At 68.0% G+C, this 25,745-nt stretch carries 20 protein-coding genes; 8 read left to right on the plus strand and 12 right to left on the minus strand.

Annotated features, from left to right (window positions below):
• Position 1: 1 nt before the first annotated feature.
• Positions 2-739 carry a zinc-ribbon domain-containing protein gene (locus IPI67_06155; GenBank protein MBK7579776.1) on the minus strand — a complete coding sequence of 246 codons (738 nt, stop codon included), beginning with the start codon at positions 737-739 and terminating at the stop codon, positions 2-4.
• A gap of 201 nt (positions 740-940) precedes the next feature.
• Between IPI67_06155 and IPI67_06160 the strand changes: the two genes are divergently transcribed.
• A complete protein-coding gene (locus IPI67_06160) occupies positions 941-1,468 on the plus strand; it encodes a hypothetical protein (protein ID MBK7579777.1) in 528 nt (175 codons plus the stop codon).
• A 19-nt stretch (positions 1,469-1,487) separates the two neighbouring features.
• Here the strand turns inward: IPI67_06160 and IPI67_06165 are convergent, their stop codons facing one another.
• On the minus strand, positions 1,488-2,180 hold the full coding sequence (locus tag IPI67_06165) for a hypothetical protein (protein ID MBK7579778.1): 693 nt from the start codon (positions 2,178-2,180) through the stop codon (positions 1,488-1,490).
• A 157-nt stretch (positions 2,181-2,337) separates the two neighbouring features.
• Between IPI67_06165 and IPI67_06170 the strand changes: the two genes are divergently transcribed.
• From IPI67_06170 to IPI67_06180, 3 genes are read left to right on the plus strand one after another with little or no spacing between them, the layout of a single operon-like run.
• Entirely contained in the window at positions 2,338-4,056 is a 1,719-nt protein-coding gene (locus IPI67_06170; protein MBK7579779.1) for an amidohydrolase family protein, read from the plus strand.
• Positions 4,053-5,084, plus strand: coding sequence for an FkbM family methyltransferase (locus tag IPI67_06175; GenBank protein MBK7579780.1), 1,032 nt, complete (start codon positions 4,053-4,055; stop codon positions 5,082-5,084). Before IPI67_06170 ends, IPI67_06175 begins: the two co-directional genes overlap by 4 nt.
• 2 nt (positions 5,085-5,086) lie before the next feature.
• On the plus strand, positions 5,087-5,998 hold the full coding sequence (locus IPI67_06180; protein ID MBK7579781.1) for a hypothetical protein: 912 nt from the start codon (positions 5,087-5,089) through the stop codon (positions 5,996-5,998).
• Here the strand turns inward: IPI67_06180 and IPI67_06185 are convergent.
• Both IPI67_06185 and IPI67_06190 read right to left on the minus strand, forming a co-directional pair.
• On the minus strand, positions 5,995-7,446 hold the full coding sequence (locus tag IPI67_06185) for a glycoside hydrolase family 13 protein (protein ID MBK7579782.1): 1,452 nt from the start codon (positions 7,444-7,446) through the stop codon (positions 5,995-5,997). The genes IPI67_06180 and IPI67_06185 overlap by 4 nt on opposite strands.
• A complete protein-coding gene (locus tag IPI67_06190) occupies positions 7,443-8,759 on the minus strand; it encodes a phenylacetate--CoA ligase family protein (protein ID MBK7579783.1) in 1,317 nt (438 codons plus the stop codon). Before IPI67_06190 ends, IPI67_06185 begins: the two co-directional genes overlap by 4 nt.
• Positions 8,760-8,961: 202 nt before the next feature.
• On the opposite strand from IPI67_06190, the gene IPI67_06195 reads away from it, so the two are divergent.
• The gene (locus IPI67_06195; protein ID MBK7579784.1) at positions 8,962-11,790 is read left to right on the plus strand and encodes a hypothetical protein; all 2,829 of its coding nucleotides are present in this window, start codon (positions 8,962-8,964) and stop codon (positions 11,788-11,790) included.
• Positions 11,791-11,816: 26 nt separating this feature from the next.
• Here the strand turns inward: IPI67_06195 and IPI67_06200 are convergent, their stop codons facing one another.
• The 4 genes from IPI67_06200 to IPI67_06215 form a co-directional block, all read right to left on the minus strand.
• On the minus strand, positions 11,817-13,118 hold the full coding sequence (locus IPI67_06200; GenBank protein ID MBK7579785.1) for an aminotransferase class III-fold pyridoxal phosphate-dependent enzyme: 1,302 nt from the start codon (positions 13,116-13,118) through the stop codon (positions 11,817-11,819).
• A 13-nt stretch (positions 13,119-13,131) separates the two neighbouring features.
• Positions 13,132-14,607, minus strand: a complete 1,476-nt coding sequence (locus IPI67_06205; protein ID MBK7579786.1) for a hypothetical protein — start codon at positions 14,605-14,607, stop codon at positions 13,132-13,134.
• A gap of 155 nt (positions 14,608-14,762) precedes the next feature.
• Positions 14,763-15,923, minus strand: a complete 1,161-nt coding sequence (locus IPI67_06210) for a hypothetical protein (GenBank protein ID MBK7579787.1) — start codon at positions 15,921-15,923, stop codon at positions 14,763-14,765.
• Positions 15,913-17,088: a glycosyltransferase family 4 protein gene (locus tag IPI67_06215; GenBank protein ID MBK7579788.1), complete on the minus strand. Its 1,176-nt coding sequence runs from the start codon at positions 17,086-17,088 to the stop codon at positions 15,913-15,915. The genes IPI67_06210 and IPI67_06215 overlap by 11 nt, the downstream gene beginning before the upstream one ends.
• A gap of 93 nt (positions 17,089-17,181) precedes the next feature.
• Between IPI67_06215 and IPI67_06220 the strand changes: the two genes are divergently transcribed.
• Complete coding sequence (locus IPI67_06220) at positions 17,182-18,750, plus strand: GMC family oxidoreductase (GenBank protein ID MBK7579789.1); 1,569 nt, start codon at positions 17,182-17,184, stop codon at positions 18,748-18,750.
• 19 nt (positions 18,751-18,769) lie between these two features.
• Here IPI67_06220 and IPI67_06225 read toward each other — a convergent pair whose 3' ends face one another.
• On the minus strand, positions 18,770-19,927 hold the full coding sequence (locus tag IPI67_06225; protein MBK7579790.1) for a hypothetical protein: 1,158 nt from the start codon (positions 19,925-19,927) through the stop codon (positions 18,770-18,772).
• A 56-nt stretch (positions 19,928-19,983) separates the two neighbouring features.
• Positions 19,984-21,708, minus strand: coding sequence for a hypothetical protein (locus tag IPI67_06230; GenBank protein MBK7579791.1), 1,725 nt, complete (start codon positions 21,706-21,708; stop codon positions 19,984-19,986).
• Between the two features lie 65 nt (positions 21,709-21,773).
• On the opposite strand from IPI67_06230, the gene IPI67_06235 reads away from it, so the two are divergent.
• Both IPI67_06235 and IPI67_06240 read left to right on the plus strand, forming a co-directional pair.
• A complete protein-coding gene (locus IPI67_06235) occupies positions 21,774-22,847 on the plus strand; it encodes a radical SAM protein (GenBank protein MBK7579792.1) in 1,074 nt (357 codons plus the stop codon).
• A 40-nt stretch (positions 22,848-22,887) separates the two neighbouring features.
• Positions 22,888-23,607: a methyltransferase domain-containing protein gene (locus tag IPI67_06240; protein MBK7579793.1), complete on the plus strand. Its 720-nt coding sequence runs from the start codon at positions 22,888-22,890 to the stop codon at positions 23,605-23,607.
• A 28-nt stretch (positions 23,608-23,635) separates the two neighbouring features.
• On the opposite strand, the gene IPI67_06245 is transcribed toward IPI67_06240, so the two are convergent.
• Both IPI67_06245 and IPI67_06250 read right to left on the minus strand, forming a co-directional pair.
• Positions 23,636-25,033, minus strand: coding sequence for a phenylacetate--CoA ligase family protein (locus tag IPI67_06245; protein ID MBK7579794.1), 1,398 nt, complete (start codon positions 25,031-25,033; stop codon positions 23,636-23,638).
• Positions 25,033-25,695 carry a bis-aminopropyl spermidine synthase family protein gene (locus tag IPI67_06250; protein ID MBK7579795.1) on the minus strand — a complete coding sequence of 221 codons (663 nt, stop codon included), beginning with the start codon at positions 25,693-25,695 and terminating at the stop codon, positions 25,033-25,035. Before IPI67_06250 ends, IPI67_06245 begins: the two co-directional genes overlap by 1 nt.
• Positions 25,696-25,745: the final 50 nt, after the last annotated feature.

Consider the following 25,745-nt stretch of genomic DNA (forward strand, 5'->3'; position numbering starts at 1 on the left):
GCTACTCCCGATAACCGCCCTTCACGTCGCTCGGCGTCGGGGAGTAGTCGAGGTCGGGAACCGACTCGCGAATCATGACCCGACCCGGTGCGCCCGGTACCGACGCTACGGAGGGCGCCGTCGCAGCATCCGCCGGCAGCGCGTTGCGCGGCAACGTCGGCGGGTCGAGATCCGTCTCGGGATGGGTACTTGCCAGCGGATCGACGGGTTTGGACGCCGGAGGACGGATCTGCGTCGCCGCGTCCGTGGAGTGCAGAGCCTCACTCGACGTCCAGGTCGGAGCGTCGGTGTCGGGGATGCGCGGCGGCTTCGGTGGCGGCAGCAGCGGGGCGGCCGGCAGCGGCCCAACGTGGGACCCCGCGGCTGGCGGCGCGACGCCGACGAGGGTGCGAGCCTGAGCGGGCGCCCGGAGGCTCGCACCAGAGCGACCGATGAAGAAGGGTTCGAGCTCGGCGATCGCGCCCAGGGGGCGCGGCGATTGGTTGCCGCGCGCCAGCAGATCCTCGGGACCAACCTGTCGCTGGGCGATGCCTCGCTGGAGCTCGCGCAACGACGTGTACACCAGCTCGCGTCCGCTGGTCGTACGCACGACCCAGCGCTCGGGCACCGCCTGCGACGCCTCCGGGTGCACCTTGAACTGGTGCCCACAGTTGGTGCACTTCACGGTGGTCCCGCGATCGGAGACCAGCGCGTCGTCGAACTCGTATTCGGTTCCGCATCGGCCGCAGCGGACGTCCATCGAACTTGCCTCGGGAAAGCGGCGAAAAACCTAGCATGAGGGCTCCGACCGGGGGGACTTTCGCGCATCGCTCGGCCGCAATCGGCCCCGGCTCGGCCTTGGCGGTCGCCCAGCGGGCCTCGGGCGGATGGCCGAGCTTGTCTGGGGCACCTCAGTTGCTACGCTGGGTGTCGCGGCCTGACGAGACCGCCAAAGAGGCTCATGAAACGAGCGCTGCTCATCGGTATCGCGCTGCTCGGCGCCGGATTTCTAGCAGGCTGTCCCATCTATCCACGCGATCGGCTCGCCTGCGACACCGACTATGATTGCCCGAACGGGCAGGCTTGCGCGGCAAGTGGCTACTGCAGCCAGCCCAACACCGGCGCAGGGGGTGGCCCGAGCGGAACGACCTGCAAGGTCCCCAGCGATTGCGACTTCAACCAGACCTGCGGCACCAAGGGCGTTTGCAAGACCGGTGACTGTTCTTTCAACGGTTGTGTAGCCGGGTACACGTGCGCCATTGCGGACGGAGCTTGGACCTGCGTCGCGGGGGGCAGCGGTGGTTCGTCCGGCAGTGACGCGGGCGACGGCAGCGTACCGCCCGATGGGGGTTCGGACGCTTCGACCGGAGGCAGCGGCGGCAGCGCCGGTGCCGACGCAGCGGCTGACGCGAACAACGACGCGGCAAGCAGCGGCGGCAGTGCCGGCAGCTCGGGCGCCGACGCTTCGAACGATCAGAGCAGCGACTGAGCGAGAACGCAGCTCGGGTTCACTTCACGACGCGCAACCACGGCGGCAGGGGTCGTTTGCCTTTGGCCGGTGGCTCCGAGGGTGTCGCCGCGCGCGGTGAGCTCATGTCCGGCGTCGTGGATGGCCGCGGCGCATCTTCACTGATGCCTTCTCCGGCGGCGACCGCGGGGGGCTCGGCCTGCACGCTCGCGGGCTCAGTGGGCACGGGCTCCGCTGTCTCCGCAATTGCCTCGCTCACTGACTCGGCCGCGACGGGCGGTTGCGCTTCACTCGAAGTCGGCGCATCCGCCTCTGGTTCGCCCCCGCTCGGGACCGCGCGTAGGTGCGCGCGCTTGGCAGCCTTCTCTTCAGCCGTGGCCGCGGCCTTCGCGGCTTGCGCTGCAACCTCGGGCGGAATGTCCTCCGGCCAGACCATGGCACGTCCGTCCGATCCCACGAGCGCGTAGATGGCCTTCCAGGGCAGAAAACAAAAGAACGGCGAACGGTTGAAGCTGAGTGTGCACGACACACTGTCGTCGCTCACCTCGAGATCACGGATCGCCACCGGCATGTTCAACCCGACCTGCAGCACGAGCTGCGGTTGTTTCTTGAACCATTGCGGTACTCGAACCTCCTCGGGTCTCGGGTCGAGGTGAATGAACACGTCGCTCTCCTCGAGCAGCGCGATCATGACCTCCTTCTTCGGCGGTAGACGTTCGGTGTCGGCACCCATCGCGGGACGGCAAATACCCTCTGCGGGCGACGAATGCCAGCAGCTCACCACCAACCCCGCCCGACCACTGCCTACCTTTCCTGAATTTCCCCCGGAAAGCGCCGAACCAATTCCGAGACGACTCCCGCACATGCCGGCTCCCTGTTACTCTTCTGGCATGCGCCCCATCTTGTTCGGCTTGGTACTTCTTCCATTGGTGCTTGCGTCGACTAGCTGCGGGAGCGAGGGCAGCGGGGGCGGTGGTGGCTCGGGCAACCTGGGCGGCTTCGGCAACTATGGCGGCGTCGGCGGTAGCGGCACCGGCGGCGTGACGAACGGAGGCACCGGCGGTTCAGTCGCGGGCGCCGGCGGCGCGACCGGCGGCGGCGGAGTCGCGGGCGCCGGCGGCGCGACCGGCGGCGGCGGAGTCGCAGGCGGCGGTGGCGCGACCGGCGGCGGCGGCGTCGCAGGCGGCGGCGGCGCGGGAGGCACCGGCGGCACCGGCGGAGTCACCAGCCCTCCGGCGACGATCACGCCAGGCGCGGCGACCCGCTTCCTGCTCAAGGGTGCGGTCATCACTCCGGCTGGTGCCATCGACGGTGAGGTCTTGGTCGAGAACCAGAACATCACCTGCGTCGCAGCCTCTTGCAGCTCGCAGGCGGGCGCGACCGGCGCCACCGTCATCAACACGAACGGTGTGATCGTGCCGGGCCTCATCGACCCGCACAACCACGGGCTCTTCAACCTCTTCGACGAGACCGACTGGGCCCCCAAACAGCTCTACACCAACCACAACCACTGGACGGACAAGACCAAAGAGCCTCGTTACTCCGAGATGGTCGACGCAAAACAGAGCCTCGAGTCCGCCTCCGGGCAGAACGTGGCATGTGAGATGGACAAGTTCGCGGAGACGAAGGCGCTGATCGCTGGCACCACTGCTTTTCTCGTCGCCGCGACCTCCAGGAAATGCTTCGGCTCACTCGTGCGCACCATCGACACGGCGTACAACGACCTCGAGACGCCCTCGATCGACAGCGTCCGCACAGCGATTGCCGTGCCCTCCGGCGCGGCGGCGACCTCGGCCTGCACGGCCATCACCGCTGGCGACACCTACGTCGTGCACGTGTCCGAAGGCACCGACGGCCCGGCGCTGAACGAGTTCACTTCACTGAGCACGGTGGCGGGTGGCTGTTTGCTCAACAGCCATGTGACCGTTGTCCACGGCACGGCGCTGAAGGCCGCGAATTTCCAGACCATGGCCACGGCGAACATGGGTCTGGTCTGGTCGCCGAAGTCGAACGTGTTCCTCTACGGCTCTACGACCGACATCCCCGCTGCCATCACCGCCGGCCTGAAGAAGATCGCCCTCGGTCCAGACTGGGCGCTCGGCGGCAGCGTCAACATGCTGGATGAGCTGCGCTTCGCGGACGGTTACGACAACGCGAACTGGGGCAACATCCTGACCCCGAAGAAGATCGTCGAGATGGGCAGCATCGAGGGGGCTCGCGTCCTCGGGCTGGAGAAGTACATCGGCTCGCTCGAGGTGGGGAAACGCGCCGATCTCTTCGTGGTGCCGGGCGCGCTGGCCAACGCCTACGACGCCGTGCTAGCCGCGACGCCGAGCAACGTGCGCCTGACCATGGTCGACGGGCGGGCGCTCTACGGAGAAAAGGCGCTGCAGGCCGCCGGACCCACGGCACCGGGTTGTGAGGCGCTGAGTGTGTGCGGCGTGGACAAGTTCCTGTGCGCCGCCGAGACCACCACCACCGACAAACTGAATCAGACCTACGTGGACTATCGCGGGGCACTCGTGACCGCGCTCTCGACCTACGACACGACGCTGAAGCCGGCCGGCGGACCCTTCACGCCGATCACCAGCTTGACCAAGTGTCCGTGAGCGGGAGCTCCTTCAAACAAACCGTGCTCGACCGCGGCAAGCGGATCTTCGCACGCAGCCCGCCGGGCTCGCTTCTCCCACACATGGGCGGCCGCCCGCTGTTGGTGGTGCTGGTCGGAGCCCGGGGTGGCCCCGCCGAGCGCTGGCGAGAGTTCGGGCGCGACGTCGAGCTCTTCGGGCTCGAACCCGATCCGACCGAGCACCGCCGACTGACGGACGCGCGGTCGCCGGGCGAGCGCTACGTCTGCATCGCAGCCGGTTCGGAGCGTGGACATGCACGGTTGAACCTGACCCGTGAGCCTGGTTGTTCGAGCTTCTACGCGCCCAACCACGAGCTGATCTCTCAATTCTCGTCGGAGCTCTCGCACATGTTCGAGGTCGTGGGGGCAATCGACGTCGAGACCGCACCGCTCGACGAGATCGTGGCGGAGCACGGCGTGACTGCAGACGTGCTCTCGGTGGACGTGCAGGGCGCCGAGCTCTCCGTGCTGCGCGGGGCGAGCCGGTTGCTCGACAGTGTGAAGCTGGTCGAGCTCGAGGTGGAGCTGAACCCGCAGTACGTCGGCCAGCCGCTGTTCAGCGACGTCGATCCCTTCCTGCGGCGGCGCGGCTACGAGCTCCTGGGCCTCCGCCGAACCCTCTGGCGCCGCAAGAGCCGTAGCGGCGCCAACTCCAGCGTCGCCGGCGGCCAGCTCATTCACGCCGACGCGCTCTATCTGAACCGCGCTGCGCTCGACCGCGCGACGACCAGCGCGGAGCTGGTGCTTTTCATGCTGGCGCTCTCCGCGTACCACCAGCACGACTTCGTGGAGTACTTGCTGGACGAACACCCACTCGCAGGGCAACTATCGGGGAGTGACCGGCTCGCGCTGCGAGCCCAGCTGGTCCCTCCCGTGCGCCCGCTCTGGCGCCTTGCACGACGCGCCCTCGCCCTCTTTCATCTACCCCATCACATGACGCTGCGAGCTCTGCTGGTCGCGCTGCGCGGCACGCCGGCGGACGACTGGCACGATCCGGACTTCTTCTGAACATGCCGGACCTCGAGCGCCTTCGATTGCTCGCGCGTGCGAGCCGTTTGTTCGCGTTCCGCGCCGTGTCCTCGACCTTCGCCGAAAATCGCTCGGCTGCCCGCCAGCTGCTCCGAGCAGCGGCGCGCGACGCTTTGCCCGAGCCGGGGCCGGTGCCGATCACCATCGTGCTCCTGAGTTACCGCCGCCCCTGGAACACACCGCTTCAAGCGCACGTCTGCCTTTCCGTGCCCGGTATCACGCGGGTGATCGTCTCGCACAACGACCCAGCGCGCGCACCGCCCCGGCTCCCCGAAGACCCACGGCTCCGCCTGGTCGTGCAGCCGCGCGAGTCGGGGCCCATCACTCGTTATCAAGTGCTCCGTGACGAGCCGGGGCCGTGGTTCGTGGCGATCGATGACGATCTGTTCCTCTCTCCGCTGCAGCTCACCCAGCTGGTGCGGAGGCTGGTCGAGCACCCGGAAGTTCCGCACGGCGTGCACGGGCAGCTGTGGAAAAACGGACAGTTCACCGACAACGTGACCCGTGCGGACGGAGAGGTCGACCTGCTGAACCGGGTGTACGCATTCAGCGCAGCCCAGCTCGCGCGCTACTTCGAGCTCCTCGCGCTGCTCGAGCTGACCGACGAGGCGGTCCTGCGCCGCCTGGACGACGACATCGTGCTGAGCTTCTGCGGCAGCGAACGCCCGCGCATTCACGACCTCGGGCCGATGCTCGATTGTCCCAGCGAGCGGCGGCGGGGTGCGCTCTGGCGCCGCAAGGACGCGCTCGAGCGCCGCACGCAGCTGCTCAGCAGGCTCGAAGCGCTGACCGAGCGCGGCGCTTGCGCCGACGCCGCCGTCGGACGCCCGCTGGTGAAAGGACCACGCTGGTTCTGGAGTTGGGGTCGCGCGCGCTCAGATGAACAGAGCTAGCCTCCGACCCGGAACACACCGCCGCTGCGCGCCCCGACCTCGGCCTCGGGCCCGCGCAGCGTGACGGTTCCGTGGACGAACAGCGGCGTGAGCTCACCCAGCTCGAGCGCTTCCGATTGTGAGCCGGTGTTGGCAACGATCACCAGACGCTCATCCGGGTGCTCACGCACGAACGCGATGCTGACTTCCGTAGCCAGGAGCGTGCGGTAGTCCCCGCGGCGGAGCGCCACGTGCTCGCGCCGGAGCTGTCCGAGCCGTCGGTGCAGGTCGAGCGCGTCGTGGTTCCAGCGCTCGCGATGCTCCCAGGGGAACGCGGCGCGCGATCCCGGGTCGGGTCCGCCGGCGAGACCGATCTCGTCCCCGTAGTACACACAGGGTGCCCCAACGAACGCGAACAAGAGCAGCCGGGCGAGCGCAAACGAATCCCAGTCCCCACTCACCATGGTGAGCAAGCGCGGTGTGTCGTGAGACGAATCCAGATTCAACGCCGCGCGGCTGGTCCGTGCGGGCGCCCTCTCGAGCAGTGTCTCGATGAACTCGGCGTACGCTCGCCCCGAGAGCGGCTGTTTCAGAGGATAATCGAGGCTCTTCACCGCCTCTTGATCGAGGCGGTCGCCCGCGACGAACGCCAGCGTTCGCCCGCCGAACCAGTAGCCGAGCACCGCATCGAAACCGCCCCCGTCGGCGATCCACACACCGGGATCGGTCCACGCCTCGCCGACCAGGTAGAGCTCCGGATTGATGGCCCGGGTGCGCCGGCGGAACTCCTGCCAGAAGCCCGGCGACGCGATCTGCTCGGGGGTGTCGAGGCGAAAGCCGTCGATCCCAAAACGAACCCAGTGCTCTGCGACGCGCATCAAGTACTCGCGAACCTCCGGGTTGCCCGTGGCCAGCTTGGGCAGTGAGGCGTGCCCCGCCCAGGTCTCGTAGTTTGGCGCTCGATTGTCGTAGGCGCAGAGCGGGAAGCCGTCGACCTGGAACCAGTCGACGAAGCGCGAGTCCGCGCCGTTCTCCAGCAGGTCGTGGAAGGCAAAAAAACCGCGGCCGACATGGTTGAAGACGCCGTCGATCACCACGTGCATGGCGCGCCGGTGACAGGCGTCGAGCAGCTGGCGAAAGGCCGCGTCACCACCCAGCGCGGGGTCCACCTGCAAGAAGTCGGAGGTTGCGTAGCGGTGATTGGCGGCGCTGGTGAAGATCGGGTTCAGGTACAGCGCGTTCACGCCGAGGTCCGCGATGAAGTCCAGGTGCTCGAGCACGCCGAGCAGATCCCCCCCCTTGAAACCGCGCGGCGTCGGCGGCGCGTCCCATGCCTCGAGCCGTCCCAGCGGCGAGTGCGCGGCTGAACGCGCGAAACGATCGGGGAAGATCTGGTAGAAGACGGCGTCCTCGACCCAGCCCGGCACCTCGGCGTCCTTCGCGACGTCTCGCGTACCGGCGCCAGTCACAGCGTGAACTCGGGCCGCGTCTGGTTTGCCTCCGCCCGCAGCCGATTGCGAATCAGCACGCGTTTTCCGGTCGGGGCCTTCGCGATGTCGTCGATGCTCCTCACGACCAGGTCGACCCCGGGGCAGAGCGCCGCGAACTTGCGCCTCGCCTCGCCCTCGACGTTGGCGAACTCCGCGTCAGCCGCCACGAGCTCGAGCAACACCTTCGTCTGGGACACGATCGTCACGCGGTACTGCTCGACACCCGCGATCGAAGCATACGGCTCCAGCATCTCGCGCGGCGTGCGTTTTCCGCCGCCTGGCAGCACGAACACGTCCTTCAGGCGGCCCTCGATGCGTTCGATCATCGGTAGCGTGCGCCCGCAGCTGCAGCGTCGGTCGGACGCAACCACCAGATCCCCGAGCTCGTAGCGAACGAGAGGCATCATGCGGTTGATCAGACCCGTCGCGATCACACGCCCGGTGTCACCCGGCCTGACCGGTTGCCCGTCATCGTCGACGATCTCGAAGATCACACTGTCGGCGTCGATGTGATACCCGGTTTTCGCCTTGCACTCCCAGGCCATGCGGTTGAACTCGCTGGTGCCGTACTGGTTGTAGACGGGCTGACCCATCACGTCTTCGATGACTTTGCGCATCGAGCCCGGCAAGAGCTCGGCGTGACAGATGATGGTCTCCGGCGCCGTGGCGCGCAGACGCTCGGGGTAACGCCGCGCGAGGGGAAACAAACTCGTCGGATGGTAGTACCACCAGATGCCTGGGTTTTGCTCCAAGATGGCGAGCTGCGCGCCCTCGTCGAGCATGGCCGGCACACCGACCTTGGGCATGATGCCGAGATAGTTGTGGGAGCGCTTGCGAAACGGCGCGCTCCAGAAATACGCCAGCGGATGCCACGGCCGGAATCCGAGCGCGGCGAACGCGCGATAGTAGAAACCATCCAGCCGCGACCACGAAGCTTCATCGCTGTGGATCTCGAGCTGCGGTCCGCCCGACGAGCCGCCCGAGCGGCGAATGTAACCCGTGCCCGCGCGGTGAAGCTGCAGGTGCTCGAGGGCGACGATGGAGCTCGGGTCGTCCTCGATCTGGCGGCGATTGGGCACCGGGAAACGCCTCAGGTCCGCGAGCCGCTCGACGGAACGCGAGCTGACGCCGGCAGAGGCCCAGAGCTCGCGATAGAACGGCACCTCCTTCTCGACGTAGGCCAGCATCGACCGGAGGCGGCGCAAGCGCAGCGCTTCGAGGGCAGGGGTCGGTAGGTACTGAGAGGCGAGCGCGCTGGCGACCCAGTAGCTGGAATGTGCGAGCGGGAGCATGCGGGTCTGCGAGGGCTAATGTCGCCCTGAGCGGTCGTCAAACCTGGACTGATCCAGCGCGCGCGCGGATGTGGCAGAACGGTGCCGGCGTGTGCCCGCTCATCAAGCCCGACCCTGCCTGCGACGGCCTCACGCCCCGGATGGTGCTCGCCCAGTCGTTCGGGGTGGCATCCGTGCACGTGCCGCGTGAGCCGGGGGCGCCGTGAGCGAACGGCGGGCCCGCACCGGCTTCTGGCTCGTCGTGGGTTATTTCGTTCTCGCAACCATCGCCAACGCCTACGTCCGAGCCAAGGGGTTCGATGCGCGGGTGCTCGACCACCGCGCCTTCGACTTCGGCTGGGAGCTAGGGCTGCCCTGGCGCGCAAGCCACGGACAGTGGGTCGGACGTGATTTCGCCTACCCCATCGGTCCGCTGTGGCAGCTCCTGGCCTGGGTGGGAACGCTCGGTGCGCGGGCCTCGCCAGCGGCCAGCGTCGGCGGACTGCACGTGGTGTTTCCCATCGCGTCCCTCGCAACCGCCGGCGCGCTTTCGACCTGGTGGTGCCCGCGCTGGTCGCGACGCACACTCGTGTTCGCCGCGCTGGCACTGTTTGCGCTCCACGACGACGTGCGCTCCTTCCGCGCCCTCGTCTCGGTCGCGATCGTCATGCTCTACGCACCACGCCGGGGCAGCACGCGCGCCCCCTTCCTGGCCGGCGCCTTGGTCATCGGCTCGACCTTGCTCTCGTTCGAGACTGCGCTGCTCGGTCTGCTGTCGCTGGTGTTCATGTTCATCGCCGAGCTCGTTGCGCGGCGCACCGCCGAGCTCGCCGAGCCGACGCCCGACACCCTCACACCCCTCTCGCGCTCGAGACGCGCAGCGCTGGGTCTGGTCGCAGCAAGCGTCGCACTGAGCCTGCTTTGGGCCGCGGTCGGCGGTAGCTTCTGGGCGGCATTGAAGGGCTGGGGCGCCATCACCGGCGGCTACGTGACGGTGATGATCGAGGGCGCCCACGGCCTCGGCTTCGCGCCGGTGTGGGCGTTCATCGGATTCTCGCTCGTATTGCTCGCGCTCAGCCTGACCCGCCGCGGCAACGAGCTCACGAGCGCGGTGTTGCTCGCCGGTGCGCTGCCGTTGCTGGCGCGCGCCATCATTCGCTCGGACGCCGAGCACGTCTACGCGGCGTTGCTCCCACTCGCCGTGGCGCTGAGCCTGTCGGCCGTCGAGCTCTACCCGAGGCGACCCGCACGCAGCGCGGCGTCTGCGTTGCTGGTCACGACCTTTGCGCTCGCGTGGTTCGGAAGCCGGCAGGGTGTGCCGAACGCCTGGGCACCCGGCGGTTTCAGTCGCGCAGCCCGCCTGCTCGCGGACCGATCACCCGACGAGCGTGGCTACGACCATGACGTGCCAAAGATCGCGCGCTTCGCCCAGGCGCATCGCGAGGCTTGTATGGTCCTGCCCGAGCGTGCGGTCGTCGCACACGCGCTCGCCAATGTGCGCGGGCCGACCGAGACGGGACTGCGCTGGACACCCCGCATGAAAGAGCAGCTCGCAGCGGACATCGAGCGGGATCGCTGTCCATTCGCCGTGCGGCAACTCTCGAGCTTCGACTTCCCGGCACCCTGGCAGAGCTTCGGGTTCGGGGCGGATTTTCTGGCACAGAGCCTGCTCTACGAACCGGCGGAGCGCCTGGGCCCGGCGACGTTCGTCTCGCACTTGCGAGCCCAGGCACGTCGCGCCGATGGTCAGCCTGTTGCTGCGGAGGGCCTGGGTGACACGCGCAGCTTGCCGGTGCCGGGGCGGCTCGGTTTTTCGCTGGCGCGACCGGTAGCGTGGGAAAATTTGCTTCGGCTCGATTACACGCTGAACGTGCCGATGCTGCGTGTGCTGGCCGGAGGGTCGCCGTGGATCAAGGTCGCCTTCTACGACGGCAACGAGCGCCTGGGCGCAGTCACGGCCCTGGCTGACACTGCGGTGAACGAGCGTGCCCGGGCCATCATCCCGGTGCACGCCGAGGTCGCCGAGTGGCGCTGGGCCGCGGGGCGAAGCTCGCGCGTGCAACGCCATGCCGATCGCTTCGAGATCATCGCCGAGGCGCGCCCGCTCTCACCCGCCAGCATCGACTTCGAACTTCACGGCATCGAAGAGCTGACGCCGCCTCCCATCGATGGCGCAAAGCCCCCGTCCTGCAGCGCCGAAGTCGATCTGGCTGCGTCTGTCACGCGCGGCGAGTCCTTCGCACGCGGTCTGCTCGCGCGGCTGGACGGCGAAGGCATCGTGCTCGATCCAAACCCCGAGACCGAGCCCCTCGCGGAGGTGTTCTTGCCGGTCACACCCTGCAAGGACTCCTGTTTGTTCGCGGAGCTCGGGGTCGAGGCGGACGCTGGCCCGCCGCGCGCCGCCCGCTTCGAGGTGCACGTGGTCGACGACTGGGAAAAACCTCGGTTGGTGAACTGGCAAGTGACCGCCGGCGTCTCGCCCAAACCCGCGGAAATTTCCCTATCGGCCTGGGCCGGGCGGGACGTGCTGGTTCGCTTCGGCACCTGGCCCGTCGGAAGCGCCGGCGCCCGTGCACGCGTGTACCGACCGCGAATTGGGCCGTGTCGGGGCAAGAACCTGGTGCACGCGCTGCACGACGGCCGATACACACTGGCGCGCGGCCAGGCAGAGCCACGCGGAGACTCGCTGCGCTTGTCGGTGGCGCCGCTCGGAAGGCCCCCGACTGAGCTTCGAATACCGATCGAGATCGGAGCCTCTGAGTGTCTGGCTTACGACCTGAGCACTGACGCGGCGGCCGGCACACCCCCGCCTTCGCTCGAGCTCTCGCTCCTGCACGACAAGGTCTCGGTGCGTCTGTCGCGGGACATCATCAACCCCGGGGAGTCACGGAGTCATCGCGACATGTCCCTGGCGGAGTTGCGCGGGCAATCGGCGGAGGTCCGGATCGCGGCATGGGGTCCGGATCCGAGCGCACTCGCGCTGGTGTCGAGGCTACGAGTGCATCGCTGTGGCGACGGGGCCCCCTGGGGTTTCGGGCCAGAGCGGCGGTGAGCCTCTGCTCCCGGACGCCGTACCCCTCAACCCGAGCGGCCCACGAGGGAGGGCAAGCTCGTTTCGTCCAGCGCACGGGGCTCGATCATGCGGCGTCTCGCGTACCTCGCCCGCATCTCCGCGCTGAGCGCGAAAAGGCGTTCACTGCGTCCACCCTGCAGGTCACGGCGGATTTCGACGGCAACCTCGCGACAGACCGCCAGCGTCTCGCGCAAGTGCTCCTCGGCGTGGGCCGCCGAAGGACACTGGCCATCATCCTGGAAAAACAGCACGCCGCGCCGCACGGCCCCGGCGTAAAAGGCGGCCTCGGCACGTTCGTCGTCGAACAGGATCTGCATCACCGGAGGCGGACCGAGGCACACCGCACGAATGCCCACGTCGTCGAAGATTTCATCCAGGCCCCGCATCAGGCCCTCACCCGCGCGCCAGATGGCCTCGATCACAGCCTCGCTGCGGTAGAGGTCGAGGCTGGCCAGGCCGGCGGCGAGCCCAGAGGCTTCAGCGTAATAGGTACCGAAGACGTAGGTTCTGTCGCTGGCATCGAGCACGCTCTTCTGGCCGACCACGGCAGCCAGCGGGTGTCCATTCGCGAGACCCTTGCTCAGTGTGAACAGATCGGCGACAACCCCGAAGTGCTGGTGTGCACCCGCCGGCGCAACGCGCAAACCGGCGCGTACCTCGTCCACCACGAACAGCGCCGAGGCAGCGCGAGCCAGGTCGGCGATGCGCGCGAGGTGCGCGGCGCCGAAGAACGCCGGCTCCGGGGTGACGAGCACACAAGCGACGCGCGAACCCTCGTTGTCCAGCACACGTTCGAGCTCTGCCAGATCGTATCCGAAGTCGATCACCGAGCCCGGCACACGAACCGGAGCCGCCCCCGGCAACAGTCGATCGTCCCAGCCGTGGTAACCCGCCGACACCACCAGATCACGACCGGTCGCGACCCGCGCCAAGCGAATGGCGACCTGCACTGCATCGCTACCGTTCTTCACGAACAGCGCGCTCTCGGCGCCGGGCAGATACTCACACAGGCGCGCGGCCAGCTTCTCGTATTCCGGCGGACAGGCACCCAGCAGGATCCCGCTCGCAGCGCGGCTCGCCGCAGCGCGATCGACCTCCGCGCGAGCGTGGCCCAGCGTCACCGCACCCTTGCCCTGAACCCAGTCGACCCAGCGCCGACCCGCGGCGTCGAAGACGTAGGCTCCGGCGCCGCGCTCGAGGAATGTCGGATATCCGTGGCTGAAGCCCGAGCGAAGAAAGGTCAGGATCCCACGGGGGACGTGCAGTCCTTCCGGGGGCGCTTCAGCCTCCGCGACCCAGTCAGCCAACCTCGGGCCCGAATCAGTTGCAGACGCCGGCGGAGTTGTCGCCCTGGAACGGCGAGCACGTCTTGCCCGACGGGCAATCGGCGCTGACCGCGGTGCGGCACACCTTCAGGCAGGTGAGCGAACCTTGCACGGTTTGACACGTTCCGCGCCAAGCCTTGCCGTCGTTTGCACACGACTCGCCGGCCACCGAAGCGACCGAACACTTGCCGCCGATCGCAGCGCTGTCGCCGCCCTCTGCACTGCAGACCCCGCCGAGCGCACAGCGCTGCGAGAGTGAGCACGCTGGGCTCGAGCTGAAGAAGTTGCAGAGCTTGCGACACACGTATGTTCCGAGATCGCGCACGCAGTAGTGACCTGCGGCGCATCCCGTATTGGTGTCACTCGCGGTGCAGGCCGCACCTTCGGTCTTGGTGCCGCGATTGAAACAACCGCCGGCAGCGCCCGAGATCTCCGTCAACAGGCACTCGCGGGTGGTCCCGCAGGTCGACGTCGTGGCGTACGGCGTGCACGACGTGTAACACGCGCCCACCACCGGGCTGCTCACCTGGCCTAGACAGATCTGGCCGGTCGCACAGGCCTGGGTCGCGGTGCACTGGCCCGGACCGCAGGTCAGCTTGGTCGGATCACACACCATCGTCGCGGGAATGGCGCAGTCTTCCGCGTTGGCGCAGGCGCCAACGGTTCCACCCGTGCCACCGGTTCCGCCGGTGCTGCCGCCCGTACCGCCCGTGCTGCCGCCGGTGCCACCGGTGCTGCCACCCGTGCCGCCCGTGCCGCCGGTTCCACCCGTGCCGCCGGTTCCACCTGTGCCACCACCACAAACCTGCTTGTAGTCCGAGCAGCAATCACCAAGCGAAGTGCAACCACTGTCGCACCAGCAACTGCCCGTCGACTTCACGCCGCACGACCCGACGCAGCTGCCGCTCGGCGCGCCACCGGTGCCACCGCCGCCGCCGGCCCCACCCGTCGAGCCACCGCTGCCACCGCTACCGCCGGTACCGCCGCTGCCTCCGCCACCGCTCGTACACACGGTGCTGTAGTCGTCGCAGCAGTCACCGGAGCTGAAACACGCGGTGTCGCAGTAACACCCGTCCGCCGTCGGCGTCGACTTGCCGCAGCTTCCGACGCAGGTCGTCTTGCCGCCGCTGCCACCGCTACCGCCCGTCGCGCCAGTGCCCGCGGTCGCACCGGTGCCGGTTCCACCCGTGTTGATGCCGCCCGTTCCAGCTCCGCCCGTCGCGCCGACGCCGGAAACGCCGCCACCCGACGGTCCACCACCAATGCCACCCCCCGAAGGGCCACCGCCGAAACCTCCGACCGGGCCACCGCCCGAGCCTCCAGTCGGCTTGAACCCGCCGCTGCCTCCGAACGCGCCGCTGCCTCCGCCGCCCGCTGGCAAGCCACTGTCGTCAGAGGTGCTCGCACACGCAGTCAAGCCAACCGCGAGAGACGCCCATGCCAGACCGCGAAGACCGATGTGAAGTGCCATCGTTGAGCCTTTCGGTGACACGCTCGGATACGAGACGTGGCCTGCTTCGTGGCTACGCTCACCCGCGCATCGAGTCAACTGGCGCACATGCGGCCGCGGTCAGCACGCCGAACTCGTCGACGCTGCCAGCCGAACCTGTACAGCCGGCGGAGCGCTCAGAGCTCGCGCAGACGCCGCGACAACAGCTCGAGCTTGGCGACGAATGGTTCGCGGGTTCGCCGCAAGTAGCGCCAGAAATAGAAGCCGGAGTCTTCCAGCGGCAAGAGCTCCGAACTGATGGCGGACAACGCAGATTGCAACGCCGCGTCGCCGCTGTGGCGTGCGAGGGTCTCGCGCAGTGCAAGCTCTCGGGTGAAGGTCTCGAGCAGGCGGAAACACACGAAGTCGTCGGGCGTGTTCAGCCAGGCGGAGAAATCGACGAGAAACGTGCTCGTCGGCAGGTAGCGCTCCTCCGCGAGCGCCGCCCGCTCTTCGACCGCCGCGCTGCCCTGCACGACGCGGTCGACGCGCTCGACCAGCGCGCGCAGCACGCGCTCGTAGGTGAGCCGCGTGCGACCGTTGATTCGTTCACCATCGTCACCCAATACCAAGAGCGAGGCGCCGCTCGCGAAGTACTGCTCGACCGCGCGACCGTAGCTCTCCACCTCGTCGGGCCGGTGCAGCGCTCCCTCGTCCAGATCGACGAGTTTCCAGGTCAGCCCGGGGTGTCGCGCGATGGAGAGCACACGATTTTCTCCCACACGAAGCGCGTCAACGCGCCCGAGCTCCGACTCGTGCAGCAGCGGGCTCAGACGCGGAGACAGGACCTTCTGCCCGTGGCGTTCCTCGGGCTGCCACGCGGGCAGTACCGACCCCATCACCCGCGCAGCGCCGTCGAGCACCGTCCACTCGATGCCCAGCTCCGCCAAGATGGGCACCAGGAAGTGGCTCCAGCCGAGGTCCGCCGGCCAGAATCCCCGAGGCGCGCGGCCGAGGATGCGCTGTTTGGCCTCTACATCGAACCTCACCTGCGCACGCGCGCGTTCGGGAGTGAGCAGCGGGAGCAACGGGTGAAACGCGCCCGAACCAACCACCTCACACAGACCGGAATCGACTGCCGCCACCAGGCGCTCCACGAATTCGGGGCCGAGCTGCGGGAGGCGGGTCAGGAGGGCACCGGACACGTTGAGCGAAAACGGGATCTTCAGCCGCTCGTGCAGCTCGAGCAGCGGTAGATACGACTCCACGACCTGCTCACGCACCTCGCTGTCGGGCACGAAGAAGGGCTGGTGGATGTGCCAGAAGAGCGCGAGCGTGCGCCGAAGCTCAGCTGACACGGCGGAGCGCCTCCGACTCCCCGGTGAGCTCGGCGTAGGCCGCACGCGTGAGCTCGGTTACCTTCGGCCACGCGAACTGTTCAGCTCGGCCACGCGCGCTCGCACCCATGCGCAGACCCTGCTCGGCGTTCGATACGATCTCGAGCACTGCCTTGCCGAAACCGACGACGTCCTGTGGATGGCGAACGTAGCCGTCCACGCCGTCTCGCACGAAGTCACTGGCCCCACCCAGGGCCGACACCACCACCGGACAGCCACAGGCCATGGCCTCGAGCGTCGTCAACCCGAACGGCTCGTACACCGAGGTCGACAAGAACACCGTGGCAGCCGCGTACAAACGCGGTAGCTCGGCGTGGGGCACGTAACCCAAGAGCTCCACGTTGCGCGAGAGCCCGAGCGCGCTCACGCGCGCCGCAATCCGCTGTTTTTCCGGCCCATCACCGGCGATGCGAAGGATGGCGTCGGGGCGCCGCGCCCGCACACGCCGCAAGACCTCGAGCAGATACTCGAGACCCTTTTGCTCACTCAAGCGACTGACCGAGAGCAGCGTGGGCACAGCCGACGCTAGGGCCGAGTCACGACGAAACAGCTCGACATCCACCCCGTTGGGCACCACTCGCAGCTTCTCCGGCACCACGTCGTACTCCCGCGCCAAGAGCTCTGCAATGTAACGACTCGGCGCGAACACTCGGTCGGCAACCCGGAAACCCATCGCCTCGAGTCGGGTCTTCTCTTGCACGGGGATCGGGTGGTTTGCATAGGTGAAGCCGAAGCGCAGCGGCAAGTGCGCGGTCATCACCAACGACACGGACTGACGCGCGCGGAGGGCCAGCGCCGGCAACACGCCGTACCAGTCGTGCACGTGCACGACGTCCCAGGTCTCGCCGAGCAACCCCTTATGCGGAACGTGGGCGTCGATCATGGCCTGGGACAAGAGCGTCTCGCTCGGCAGACGTGCGATCAGCTCGTCGAGCGCCAGGCTCTCCACTCGCACCGCACGCCCAGCCGCGGAGGGGTCCCGGTGATAGTCCCGACCCTCGACCACGACGACCGCGCTCTCGACTCGCGGCGCTGAGCGCCGGACGACGTTCTCGAGGTAGGTGGCGATCCCGCCTAGCCGCCGCGGAGGAAACTCCCCGGCCAGGTGCAGCACGCGTGTCGTCACCGTCGATCCTTGGTGCCGGCAGCATAGTCGATACCGAGAACGAGCGCACTCGGATGGGCGGCGCCGGAAATCCAGGCTAAGCATCCACGGCTCATGACCGCGAGCGCCGTTCGACAGCCGGACTACGGCCCACCACCGCCGAGCGATCTGGGGGACCGCACCTTCGACGTGTGCATCATCGGCAGCGGAGCTTCGGGCTCCGTCGCGGCGGACGAGCTCGCCCGCGCGGGGCTCGAAGTCGTGGTGGTGGAACAAGGCCCCTACGTCGGGCCTTCCACTCTCTTCGCCGACGTCGTGCACTGGGCCGAGCCCGCCTACGTGCGTGTCTTCAGCGGCTGCTTCGCGCTGCAGGGCAATCCCTGGTCGAGCTGCAACGTGGGCGGCGGCACCGTGTTCTTCGGTGGCGCTTCGTTCCGCTACCGCCGCATGGATTTCGACGCGAGCCGCTGGTTGCCAGCCGCGGATCTTCCGGTTGCGTTTCCGTACGACTACGACGAGCTCGAGCCGTACTACGGCGAGCTCGAGCAGCGCATCGGTGTTGCGGCAGATCCCGCGGGCGACCCCACTGCACCACCGGCGCCGAGCGCGCGTTATTTGCCCCCGGTCGCGCCGAGCAGAGCGGCAGAGGTGCTGTTCGCCGGCGCCAGAGCGCTCGGCCTCCGGGCGTTCCCAACGCCACTCTGCATCAACACGGTGCCCTACGCTGGACGCGCAGAGTGCGCGAACCTGACGCCCTGCATCGAACACCGCTGTGAGCGCTTTGCCAAGGGCGACGCAGAGACCATCTTCCTGCGTCCACTGCTCGAGGCCGGCTCCCTGACCCTGTGCGCGGGACTCAAGGCGGTGCGACTCGAGCGGAGCGCGCGCGCGCGCGTGAGCAGCCTGGTCGCAGTTCGGGTCGACACCGGGCAGAGTTACCGCATCAGCGCGCGGCGTTTCGTGCTGGCGGCCAACGCCATCCAATCGGCAGCGCTGCTCTTGCGCTCCGCGGATGACCTCTCACCGTCGGGTCTGGGCAACGACACGGACATGGTGGGGCGCGGGCTGTGTTTCAAGATCAGCGAGTGGGTCGACGGTTTTGTCGATGCCGGGCCCGACGCGGCCAACAACGACGGCCCTTTCTCCACCTTTGCGCTCACGGACCACTACCTCGACGCAGCGGCTCCCTCGGGTCTGGGCGGTCTGATCTACGAGGCGAGCTTCGGCCACCGTTTCTCGCTCCACCGCGGACTCCCGGTGCGAGTCGAGTGCATCCTCGCGGACCACCCTGCGCGGGATAACCGCGTGCTCCTGTCTCGTGACCTCGATGCCCACGGCCTGCCGCGCATCATCATGGACTACACCCCTCACCCAACCGATCTGGCGCGACGGGAGCACATGGTCGACCGCAGCATGGAGCTGTTACGCGCCGCGGGCTGCCGCCTGCTGCGACGCGAGGGCAAGGCCCCGCACTTCGGCGGCACCCATCTGCACGGTGGTTGCCGCGCCGGCAGTGATCCAGCCACCAGCGTCGTCGATGGCTGGGGCCGCGTGCACGGACTCGACAACCTGTTCGTGATCGATGGCGGCTTCATGCCCTACCCGGGCGGGGTCAATCCAACGCTGACGATCCAGGCGAACGCCCTGCGCGCAGCGCGGAACTTGGCGCGCGAGGGGGCTTGAACGAGGGCGCACGCCCGGCTCACTCGAGCACGACGACCGGCGCCAGGAGACCCTTGCCCTGAAACCCTGTGTCCGCCTTCAGGACGGGTGCGTCAGGGGAGCCGGTCACATCGAACGCCTCGACACCGGCGACGGTCGCCGCGAACAAACGCCCCGCCGACGTCAGCGTCGTGCATCGACCGAACCAGGGTGACGTCTCCACGGCGCCGCCGAGCAACACCAGCATCGGCTGCGCGCTGCTCTCGAGGGGGACCAGCGCCAGGGCGGCGGGAGCCGCACCCCGGGAGAGCAACGCGAGCAACACGCCGCGGCTCGCATCTATCTCGACGGACTCGAGCTCACCCAGCGCTCCGGCGACGATGAAACTCCGAAAGCTCTCCGGGGGACCGGGTTGGGTCAACGACAGCTCGCCCAGCTCGAAGCTCTCCGAGTCGGCGTGTTTGCGCACCAGGTACCCGCGCTCGGAGCCCGCGGCCCGAGCGAGGCGAGAGCCTGGGCGTCCGGGCGCCTTCACGCTGTGAAAATCCAGCTTCCATCCGGCCTCGAAGCTGCCCGCGACCAGGCTGTCGAAGTACTCACCGGCGTCGAAACCCGTGGGGCTGAGCGCGAGCCACTCAGCCTTCCCGTGCGCGCGCGCCAAGATCAGACTCGCCGGCCGCACGATGGCCTTGCTGGGTGCCACCGCAACCAGATCCGCGTCGAGCAGCGACCAGCTGACCGCCATCTCCTCGGTCATCACCAGCGTGAACGGAGGCAGATCGAAGAGACGCGCCCCGGGCCCGAGCGGTTCGCTCTCGGCCCCGTCCGACAAACCCGCCTGGCCGATGCGAAACGAGCGCACCACGCTGGTCTCGAGCTGATCGTCACTGGTCGCGACCAGCAGGCGGTCCCCGTCGACGAACAGGTCGAGGATCAGCCCGCCGACGTCATGAGTAAAGCTCGGGTTACCGCTCGCTCCATCGAACAGCACCACGCCGCGCTCGCCGGTTCGACCGATCACACGCGGGGGCTTGGGCACGGCGGCGAGCACGGGATTCGGATCGAGCGTCGACGGCGCTGGGTTCGTGACCGTGGCGGCGCTCGCCTCGACCTCCGGGATCGCATGGAACGGCGGACCGGAGCAACCGGACAGGAGAGCGATGGTGAACGCACAAAACCAGATGCGGGGCTCGGACATGCCTCCCGCTCGGGCCGCGCCCTTCGGGAGTTTCTCGAAAAGTCGTGTTCAGACGCTCAGGGTGCAAAGCGCAGCTCGGCGATGGAACCACCGGCGGGCATGATCACACGTAACCGCTCGACTCGCGGTACGGAGAGGTTCAAGAGCGAGAACTCCGACCCCGCTTGCAGGTCACCAACCGCCTGGCCAACGAGCCGCCCGTCGGCCCAGGCCTCCACCCGCACTCGTCGTTCGGGCCCGGAGCGGCTGCCGGGCATGACACACACGAACACGAGCGCACCTGCGTCCCGGAGCTCGACCTCGAGCACCGACTCGCCGGCGTCCCGCGCTCGCCACTCGCTCGCCACGAACCCGTCCAGCGCTCGCTCGGGTGCAAACGCGAAATCGCTCGGGCTGGTCCTGGCAGTCGGCCGCAGCCAGTGCACGGAGTCCGAACGGCACGGCAACTCCGACGACTCGGACGAGACGAAGCCTGGCCGGGGGCCGACGTCGAACGGCGGGCGTCGCTCGAGCATCAAGGTCGACATACCCGCGAGCAACACCCCGCGATCGAAGGGATAGAGGAAGTCGCCGTGCGCAGCGGCGAGCTGGCTCTGGGACGTGCCGGAGCGGGCGTCCCTCGCGAACGCCGACAGCCCTCGCGCGGCTTCTTGCACCCGGCGCACTGCGATGGGCGCGTTGAGCGCGCTCGCGGCGAAGAGCACCACGGCGAACGCCAGCCCGAACCGCCGCGCACGCCGCGCGTTGCTGCGGGCGGCAGATGCCAGCCCCAGATGCACCAGGATGAGTGTGGGCGCGGCCAGCTCGACGTAACGCTCGGTGAACGCGAGCGCGTTGTCGTAATGTGCGCGTCCGTAGCCAATGGCGAGGGCGATCACGAGCTGAGCGGCGACACCGAGAGCGAAGACGGAGAGTGCGGCGCGCTCTCGACTCGAGACGAGCAACACCAGCGCCGACACGAGCGCGAGCGCGACGACGAGCAACGAAGCGGGCCAGGCCTGCGAACCGATGGCACCCAGCGACGCCGGCAGGAGCTCCGCGGCGAGGCGGAGCGGGTCGACGACGTGCTGGTGGGTCTGACCGAGCTGACTCCAGGGGAAGTACCTGAGCGCGAACAGCGCGCTCGTGAGCAAACACACCACGACCCCGCCCCGCTCGGGCCGCGAAAGCTCCATGCGCCACGATGCAACCCCGAGCGCGAGCCAGGCAAAAACAGCCGAGAGCACCCCGCTCACTCCGCACAGCGGCATGAGCAACAGCACGCACAGGCCGGTCGCGAGCCACGCCCGGTTGGGGCGCCGAACCAGGACCCACGCCGCGGCAATGCCCGTGGCAAAGAGCGCACCGCTCAGCACGAGCTGCAGGTTGAAGCCGCTCACGAAGCTGAAGACGTGGGCCGGCCCGAGCAGAATCAACACGACGACGACGTCGCTGAGCTCGGAGTGTCCGCGGATCCGCGCGGCCGCCCGCGTCACGAGCAGCGACGCCAACGCGAGCACGACCACGTTCAGCACACGATTCACGCCAGCGATGCCGCTCACCACGATGGCGTATGCGCCGAGCGCCATCGGGAGGGGCATCACGTGTTCGAGCGTCGGACGGTGAATCAGCTCCCAGCTGATCGGCTCTCTCCCCGAGGCGACGCCCGCGAAGTAAAGCTCGCGCAAGTAGGGGACGTCGAGCGGCGCGTAGCTCGCGAGCCAGAGGTCGAAACCAACCAAGAGCAGCGCCGAGAACCCGAGCAAGTTCGATGCTTGCCCCTTCCGGTCGGCCCAGCTCATCGCGCGAAGCTACACGAATTGAGCTGTGTCTTGACCGACCGCTGTTGGCCCCATAGCTTTTGGGCATGCGCTTGTTGTCGGTGGAGCAGCTGCTCCGACGGGGTCTGGACCGGCTGGCGCCAGCTAGCCAAGCCGCAAGCGAGCCAAAACCGCAGCGCATCTTCTGGTGGTGGGAGCAGATCTGCAACCTGGCCTGCAACCACTGCGACATCGGTCATCGCACCGAGAGCTACCGCTTGAAGCCCGCCCTCGACCTCGCACAGAAGCGCGAGATCGTGAGCAAACTCTCGACGTGGCTCGGCCCGGGTTACAGCCTGTCGCTGATCGCGGGGGAGCCCTTCCTGCACCGGGACATCTTCGACGTGCTCGGTTTCGCAAGTGAACAGGGTGCGGTCACTTCGCTCACCACCAACGGTACCCTGATCGCGACCAAGAACCGCGCGCGCCAGGTGGTGGACTCGGGCCTCGGTTTCATGGCCGTCTCGCTCGACAGCCTGGACCCCAAGCTGCACGACGAGACCCGCGGCAAACCCGGAACCTGGGCCCAGGCCATGAAGGCCATCGAGTACGTGCGCGAGGCTCGCGAGGCCCGCGGCGCAAAGCGGCCGGTCGTGTACGTCAACTCCATCGTGATGCGCGGTAACCACGACGAGCTCCTGCGCCTCTCCGACTGGTGTCGCGACAATCAGATCGAAGGGCACACCTTCCAGCCTATCGCGACCACCGATTTTTTTCAGGGCAAGGAGCATCAAGGCGACCACTGGTTCCAGAAGAGTGAGCTGTGGCCCGACCCCAAGGAGACCCTCGCGCTGGTGGACGAGCTCGAGCGGCGCCGCGCACAGGGCTACCCGATCAAGAACACCGAGGCGGACTTCGACGCCTGGCGCACGTACTTTCGCGATCCGACGGAGCTGGCGAAGGAGGCAAGCTGCGAAGGGGAGCTCAAGACCCTGCTCGTGACCGAGACCGGTCAGGTCAAGATGTGCCCGAACACGCCGGAAGACTTCGGCAGCATCCTGAAGCACGACCTCGACTGGTTGTGGAGCTCGCCGGCCGCGTCCCGAGCCCGGAAACACGTCTACGAGTGCGACTCACAGTGCAAGATCCTCGCGAACAACAAGGAAGACTTCTACTTCTGAGTGTTCTCGGGCGAGTCTCCGCCTCCAGCTCGAGCGGGCCATGATGAGCACCAGAGAGAACGCGAGCTGGTTCGGCCGTCGTGACGCGTTCGCGTTCCTGGAGCGCGACCGAGACAACCGCCTGCGACTCGCGCAGGTCGAAGCCTGGTTACGCCGGCGGGCGGAGCGTGGTTCGGCCGGTGCACTCCTCGACGTCGGCTGCGGCGACGGTCGGCTTGGCAAACGGCTGGCCGGGCTTGGATATCGAGTGTCTGGACTGGATGCCGCGGCCGAGAACGTCGAGCTCGCGCGCACTGCAGGGGTCGACGCGATCCAGGGCGACGCCAGCGCTGCCCTCCCATTCGAGTCGGAACGATTCGACGTCGTCTACGCCGGGGAGATCATCGAGCACCTGTTCGACACCCGGGCGTTCGTTGCGGAGCTCGCTCGGGTGACTCGCCCTGGTGGAAGTGTGATCGTGACGACACCCAACCTGGCTCACTTGCCCGATCGGTTTCGGCTGCTGCTCGGAGGGACGCCGAGCCAGACCCAGCCGCTGCACCCGTTCCTGAAGCTGCACATTCGCCCCTTCACTGCCGGCACACTGCGTCGCGCGCTCGGCGAAGCGCAGCTACGGGTCGACCACCTCGAGAGCACGCTCGTCGTGTGGCGGCGCGATGCGGCAGATCCAGACCGTGTGGTCCTCGCGTCCCGACTCCCGGCGCGGCTCTTCCCCACCCTCGGCAGCTTCTTGATCGCGTATTCGACGCGAGTGCGTTGACACGAGCGCCGCCGCGATCAGGCTCCGCTCAAAACGCCAGCTTGTACCCGCGTTCGGCCAGCGCCTGGAGCTCTTGCCCCGGCAGCCCCTTGACCAGCGGAGCCTTCTCGCCGATTTCCACGCGGAACTCGTCCAGCGTGACGACGTCGATCTGCATGCCCTCGCCGAGCAGCTCGCGGAGCCCGGCCTGGATTTGTGTGGTCACCGCGCCGCGGGTCGCGGGGCTCGCGTCCGTCTCCCAGCCGACCCGCACCTCGACTCGCTCGAGCGCGGTCTGGATCACCCGGAACCAGCGGACGTTTTGCACCTGCTCCATCACTGCCATCACGCGAAACGGGTCGTGCAGCTCACCCGCCGGAGTGACCAAGAAATCGAGCTTCCGGCCCCGGAGCTGGCGCAGCAGCGGCAGACTCCGGCCACAAGCGCAGGGCTCGGGAGACAGCGCAGCCAGATCCCCGACGCGATAACGGATGATGGGCATCGCCCGCTGATACAGGTTGGTCAGTACCACCTCACCGACCTCGCCGGGCTCCGCTAGCGAACCGTCGGGGCGTACGATCTCGACGAAGTTGAAGTCCGAGTCGATGTGGTAGCCGCCGCCCCCGCTCGGGCACTCCCAGGCGATGATGCCGGTCTCTTCCGTTGCGTAGAAGTCGACGACCTTCGCACCGAAGGCGTTTTCGATGAACCAGCGCGTGCTCGGATCCAGGAGCTCGCCTTTGGTGACCACGCGGAAGGGCCGATACTCGAGCCCACCCGCCGCCTCGATTGCCAGGGCCAGCATCCGGACCCCCGCCAGGACTCCATGAAAGACGTCCGGCTGACGCCGATTGATTTCATCGATCGCCGCCTCGGGAGTCATCCACCAGGGATACGGCTCACGCCGCCAGAGCGAGAGCCGCTGCGGCAAGAAAGCCTTGGGCGCGAGGTGAGCGGGCGCGTCGAGGATCATCTGGGTGTGCCGCGGGCGACAGCCGTGTGCGGTCAAGAAGCGCAGCTCTTGCACACGGCGCGGTAGCTCGGCGACGGGATCGAAATACACACGCACCGGCGAGCCGGTGGAGCCGCTCGATTTGCGCTCGAGCAGGTGCGCGCGCGCGACCTCGGGCCAGATCAGCTGCTCGGTGCAGTCCTTGACGTGACGCTTCTCCAGGAAAGGAACCTCGGCGAACAGCTCCGGATCTGCGAGCTGCGTTCGGCTGAGGCCGGCGGCGGCAAAGGCATCGCGGTAGTGCGGCACGTTTTCCATCGCATGACGCAGAATGCGCCCGCGACGGCGTTCAACCAGGCGCCGGAGAACGGGCTTGGGCAGCCAGGGGTTGCCGAGTAGCTGCGGCAACAGCGTGCCGGCGCCACGCGCATAGGCCAGACCTAGCTCCGAGGCGGAGCGTGCGTGCGGATCGGGACCCAGACCCACCCGAGCCATCAGTAAAACTCCTCGGGCCCGTCGAGCTCGCCGAAGTCGATGCGACGCTTCTCGGCGCGACAGAGCACCAGCATCGAAGACACGGTGCCATGGTACGAACGCTGACTGCTCGGCACGATGTCCACGAGCGCCGCGCCGTTTGCCGCCACGAAGCCCTGCAGCTTGGCCCCGAGCATGAGCGGCTCCTTGACGCTGCTGTGTGCCGCGCGCGCGGACGGCGCCACGATCACGCCGTGTCCCCCCAACTTCAACGCGCCGATGCCAACCCCTGCAAAGACCCGCAGCCCATCCGGACCGTAAGGCGGGTCGGTGATGAACAGATCGAACTGGCTCGCGAGCTTCGGGAGCCGCTTGCGATACACACCTCGCAGGTCGAACTCGAGCGTGGTGATCTTGCGCTTCGACTCGCGTCGGACGATGTCGAGCACCTCCGCGTCGAAGTCAATCAGCGTCAGCCGGGTGTACCCCAACCAGTGCAGGCACAGGCTGGTCAGATCGTCGTCTCCGACCAGCAGCAGGCGGTCCGACGGCGCCGCCAGGCCCACGAGCAGCGCGAGGCGACGCTGCATCGATGGCGCGTCCACATGATACGCCCCCTGCTTCGGTTTGTCGGCAGTGCGAAGCGGCACGGCACGCCGCACGACGCGTCTAATGTCTGCCACCCGCGTGCTCATCGTCAGCCGCCCGTCCTAACCTTCCCGCAACCCCCATG

It is taken from the genome of Myxococcales bacterium (genome assembly GCA_016706225.1).
Lineage (GTDB): Bacteria > Myxococcota_A > Polyangia > Polyangiales > Polyangiaceae > JADJKB01.

Bases quoted from the DNA above. Each gene is read 5' to 3' on its own strand.
- IPI67_06155 (MBK7579776.1), bottom strand. From the start codon at position 739: ATGGACGTCCGCTGCGGCCGATGCGGAACCGAATACGAGTTCGACGAC.
- IPI67_06160 (MBK7579777.1), top strand. From the start codon at position 941: ATGAAACGAGCGCTGCTCATCGGTATCGCGCTGCTCGGCGCCGGATTT.
- IPI67_06165 (MBK7579778.1), bottom strand. From the start codon at position 2,180: ATGGGTGCCGACACCGAACGTCTACCGCCGAAGAAGGAGGTCATGATC.
- IPI67_06170 (MBK7579779.1), top strand. From the start codon at position 2,338: ATGCGCCCCATCTTGTTCGGCTTGGTACTTCTTCCATTGGTGCTTGCG.
- IPI67_06180 (MBK7579781.1), top strand. From the start codon at position 5,087: ATGCCGGACCTCGAGCGCCTTCGATTGCTCGCGCGTGCGAGCCGTTTG.
- IPI67_06190 (MBK7579783.1), bottom strand. From the start codon at position 8,759: ATGCTCCCGCTCGCACATTCCAGCTACTGGGTCGCCAGCGCGCTCGCC.
- IPI67_06205 (MBK7579786.1), bottom strand. From the start codon at position 14,607: ATGGCACTTCACATCGGTCTTCGCGGTCTGGCATGGGCGTCTCTCGCG.
- IPI67_06220 (MBK7579789.1), top strand. From the start codon at position 17,182: ATGACCGCGAGCGCCGTTCGACAGCCGGACTACGGCCCACCACCGCCG.
- IPI67_06225 (MBK7579790.1), bottom strand. From the start codon at position 19,927: ATGTCCGAGCCCCGCATCTGGTTTTGTGCGTTCACCATCGCTCTCCTG.
- IPI67_06230 (MBK7579791.1), bottom strand. From the start codon at position 21,708: ATGAGCTGGGCCGACCGGAAGGGGCAAGCATCGAACTTGCTCGGGTTC.
- IPI67_06235 (MBK7579792.1), top strand. From the start codon at position 21,774: ATGCGCTTGTTGTCGGTGGAGCAGCTGCTCCGACGGGGTCTGGACCGG.
- IPI67_06240 (MBK7579793.1), top strand. From the start codon at position 22,888: ATGATGAGCACCAGAGAGAACGCGAGCTGGTTCGGCCGTCGTGACGCG.
- IPI67_06245 (MBK7579794.1), bottom strand. From the start codon at position 25,033: ATGGCTCGGGTGGGTCTGGGTCCCGATCCGCACGCACGCTCCGCCTCG.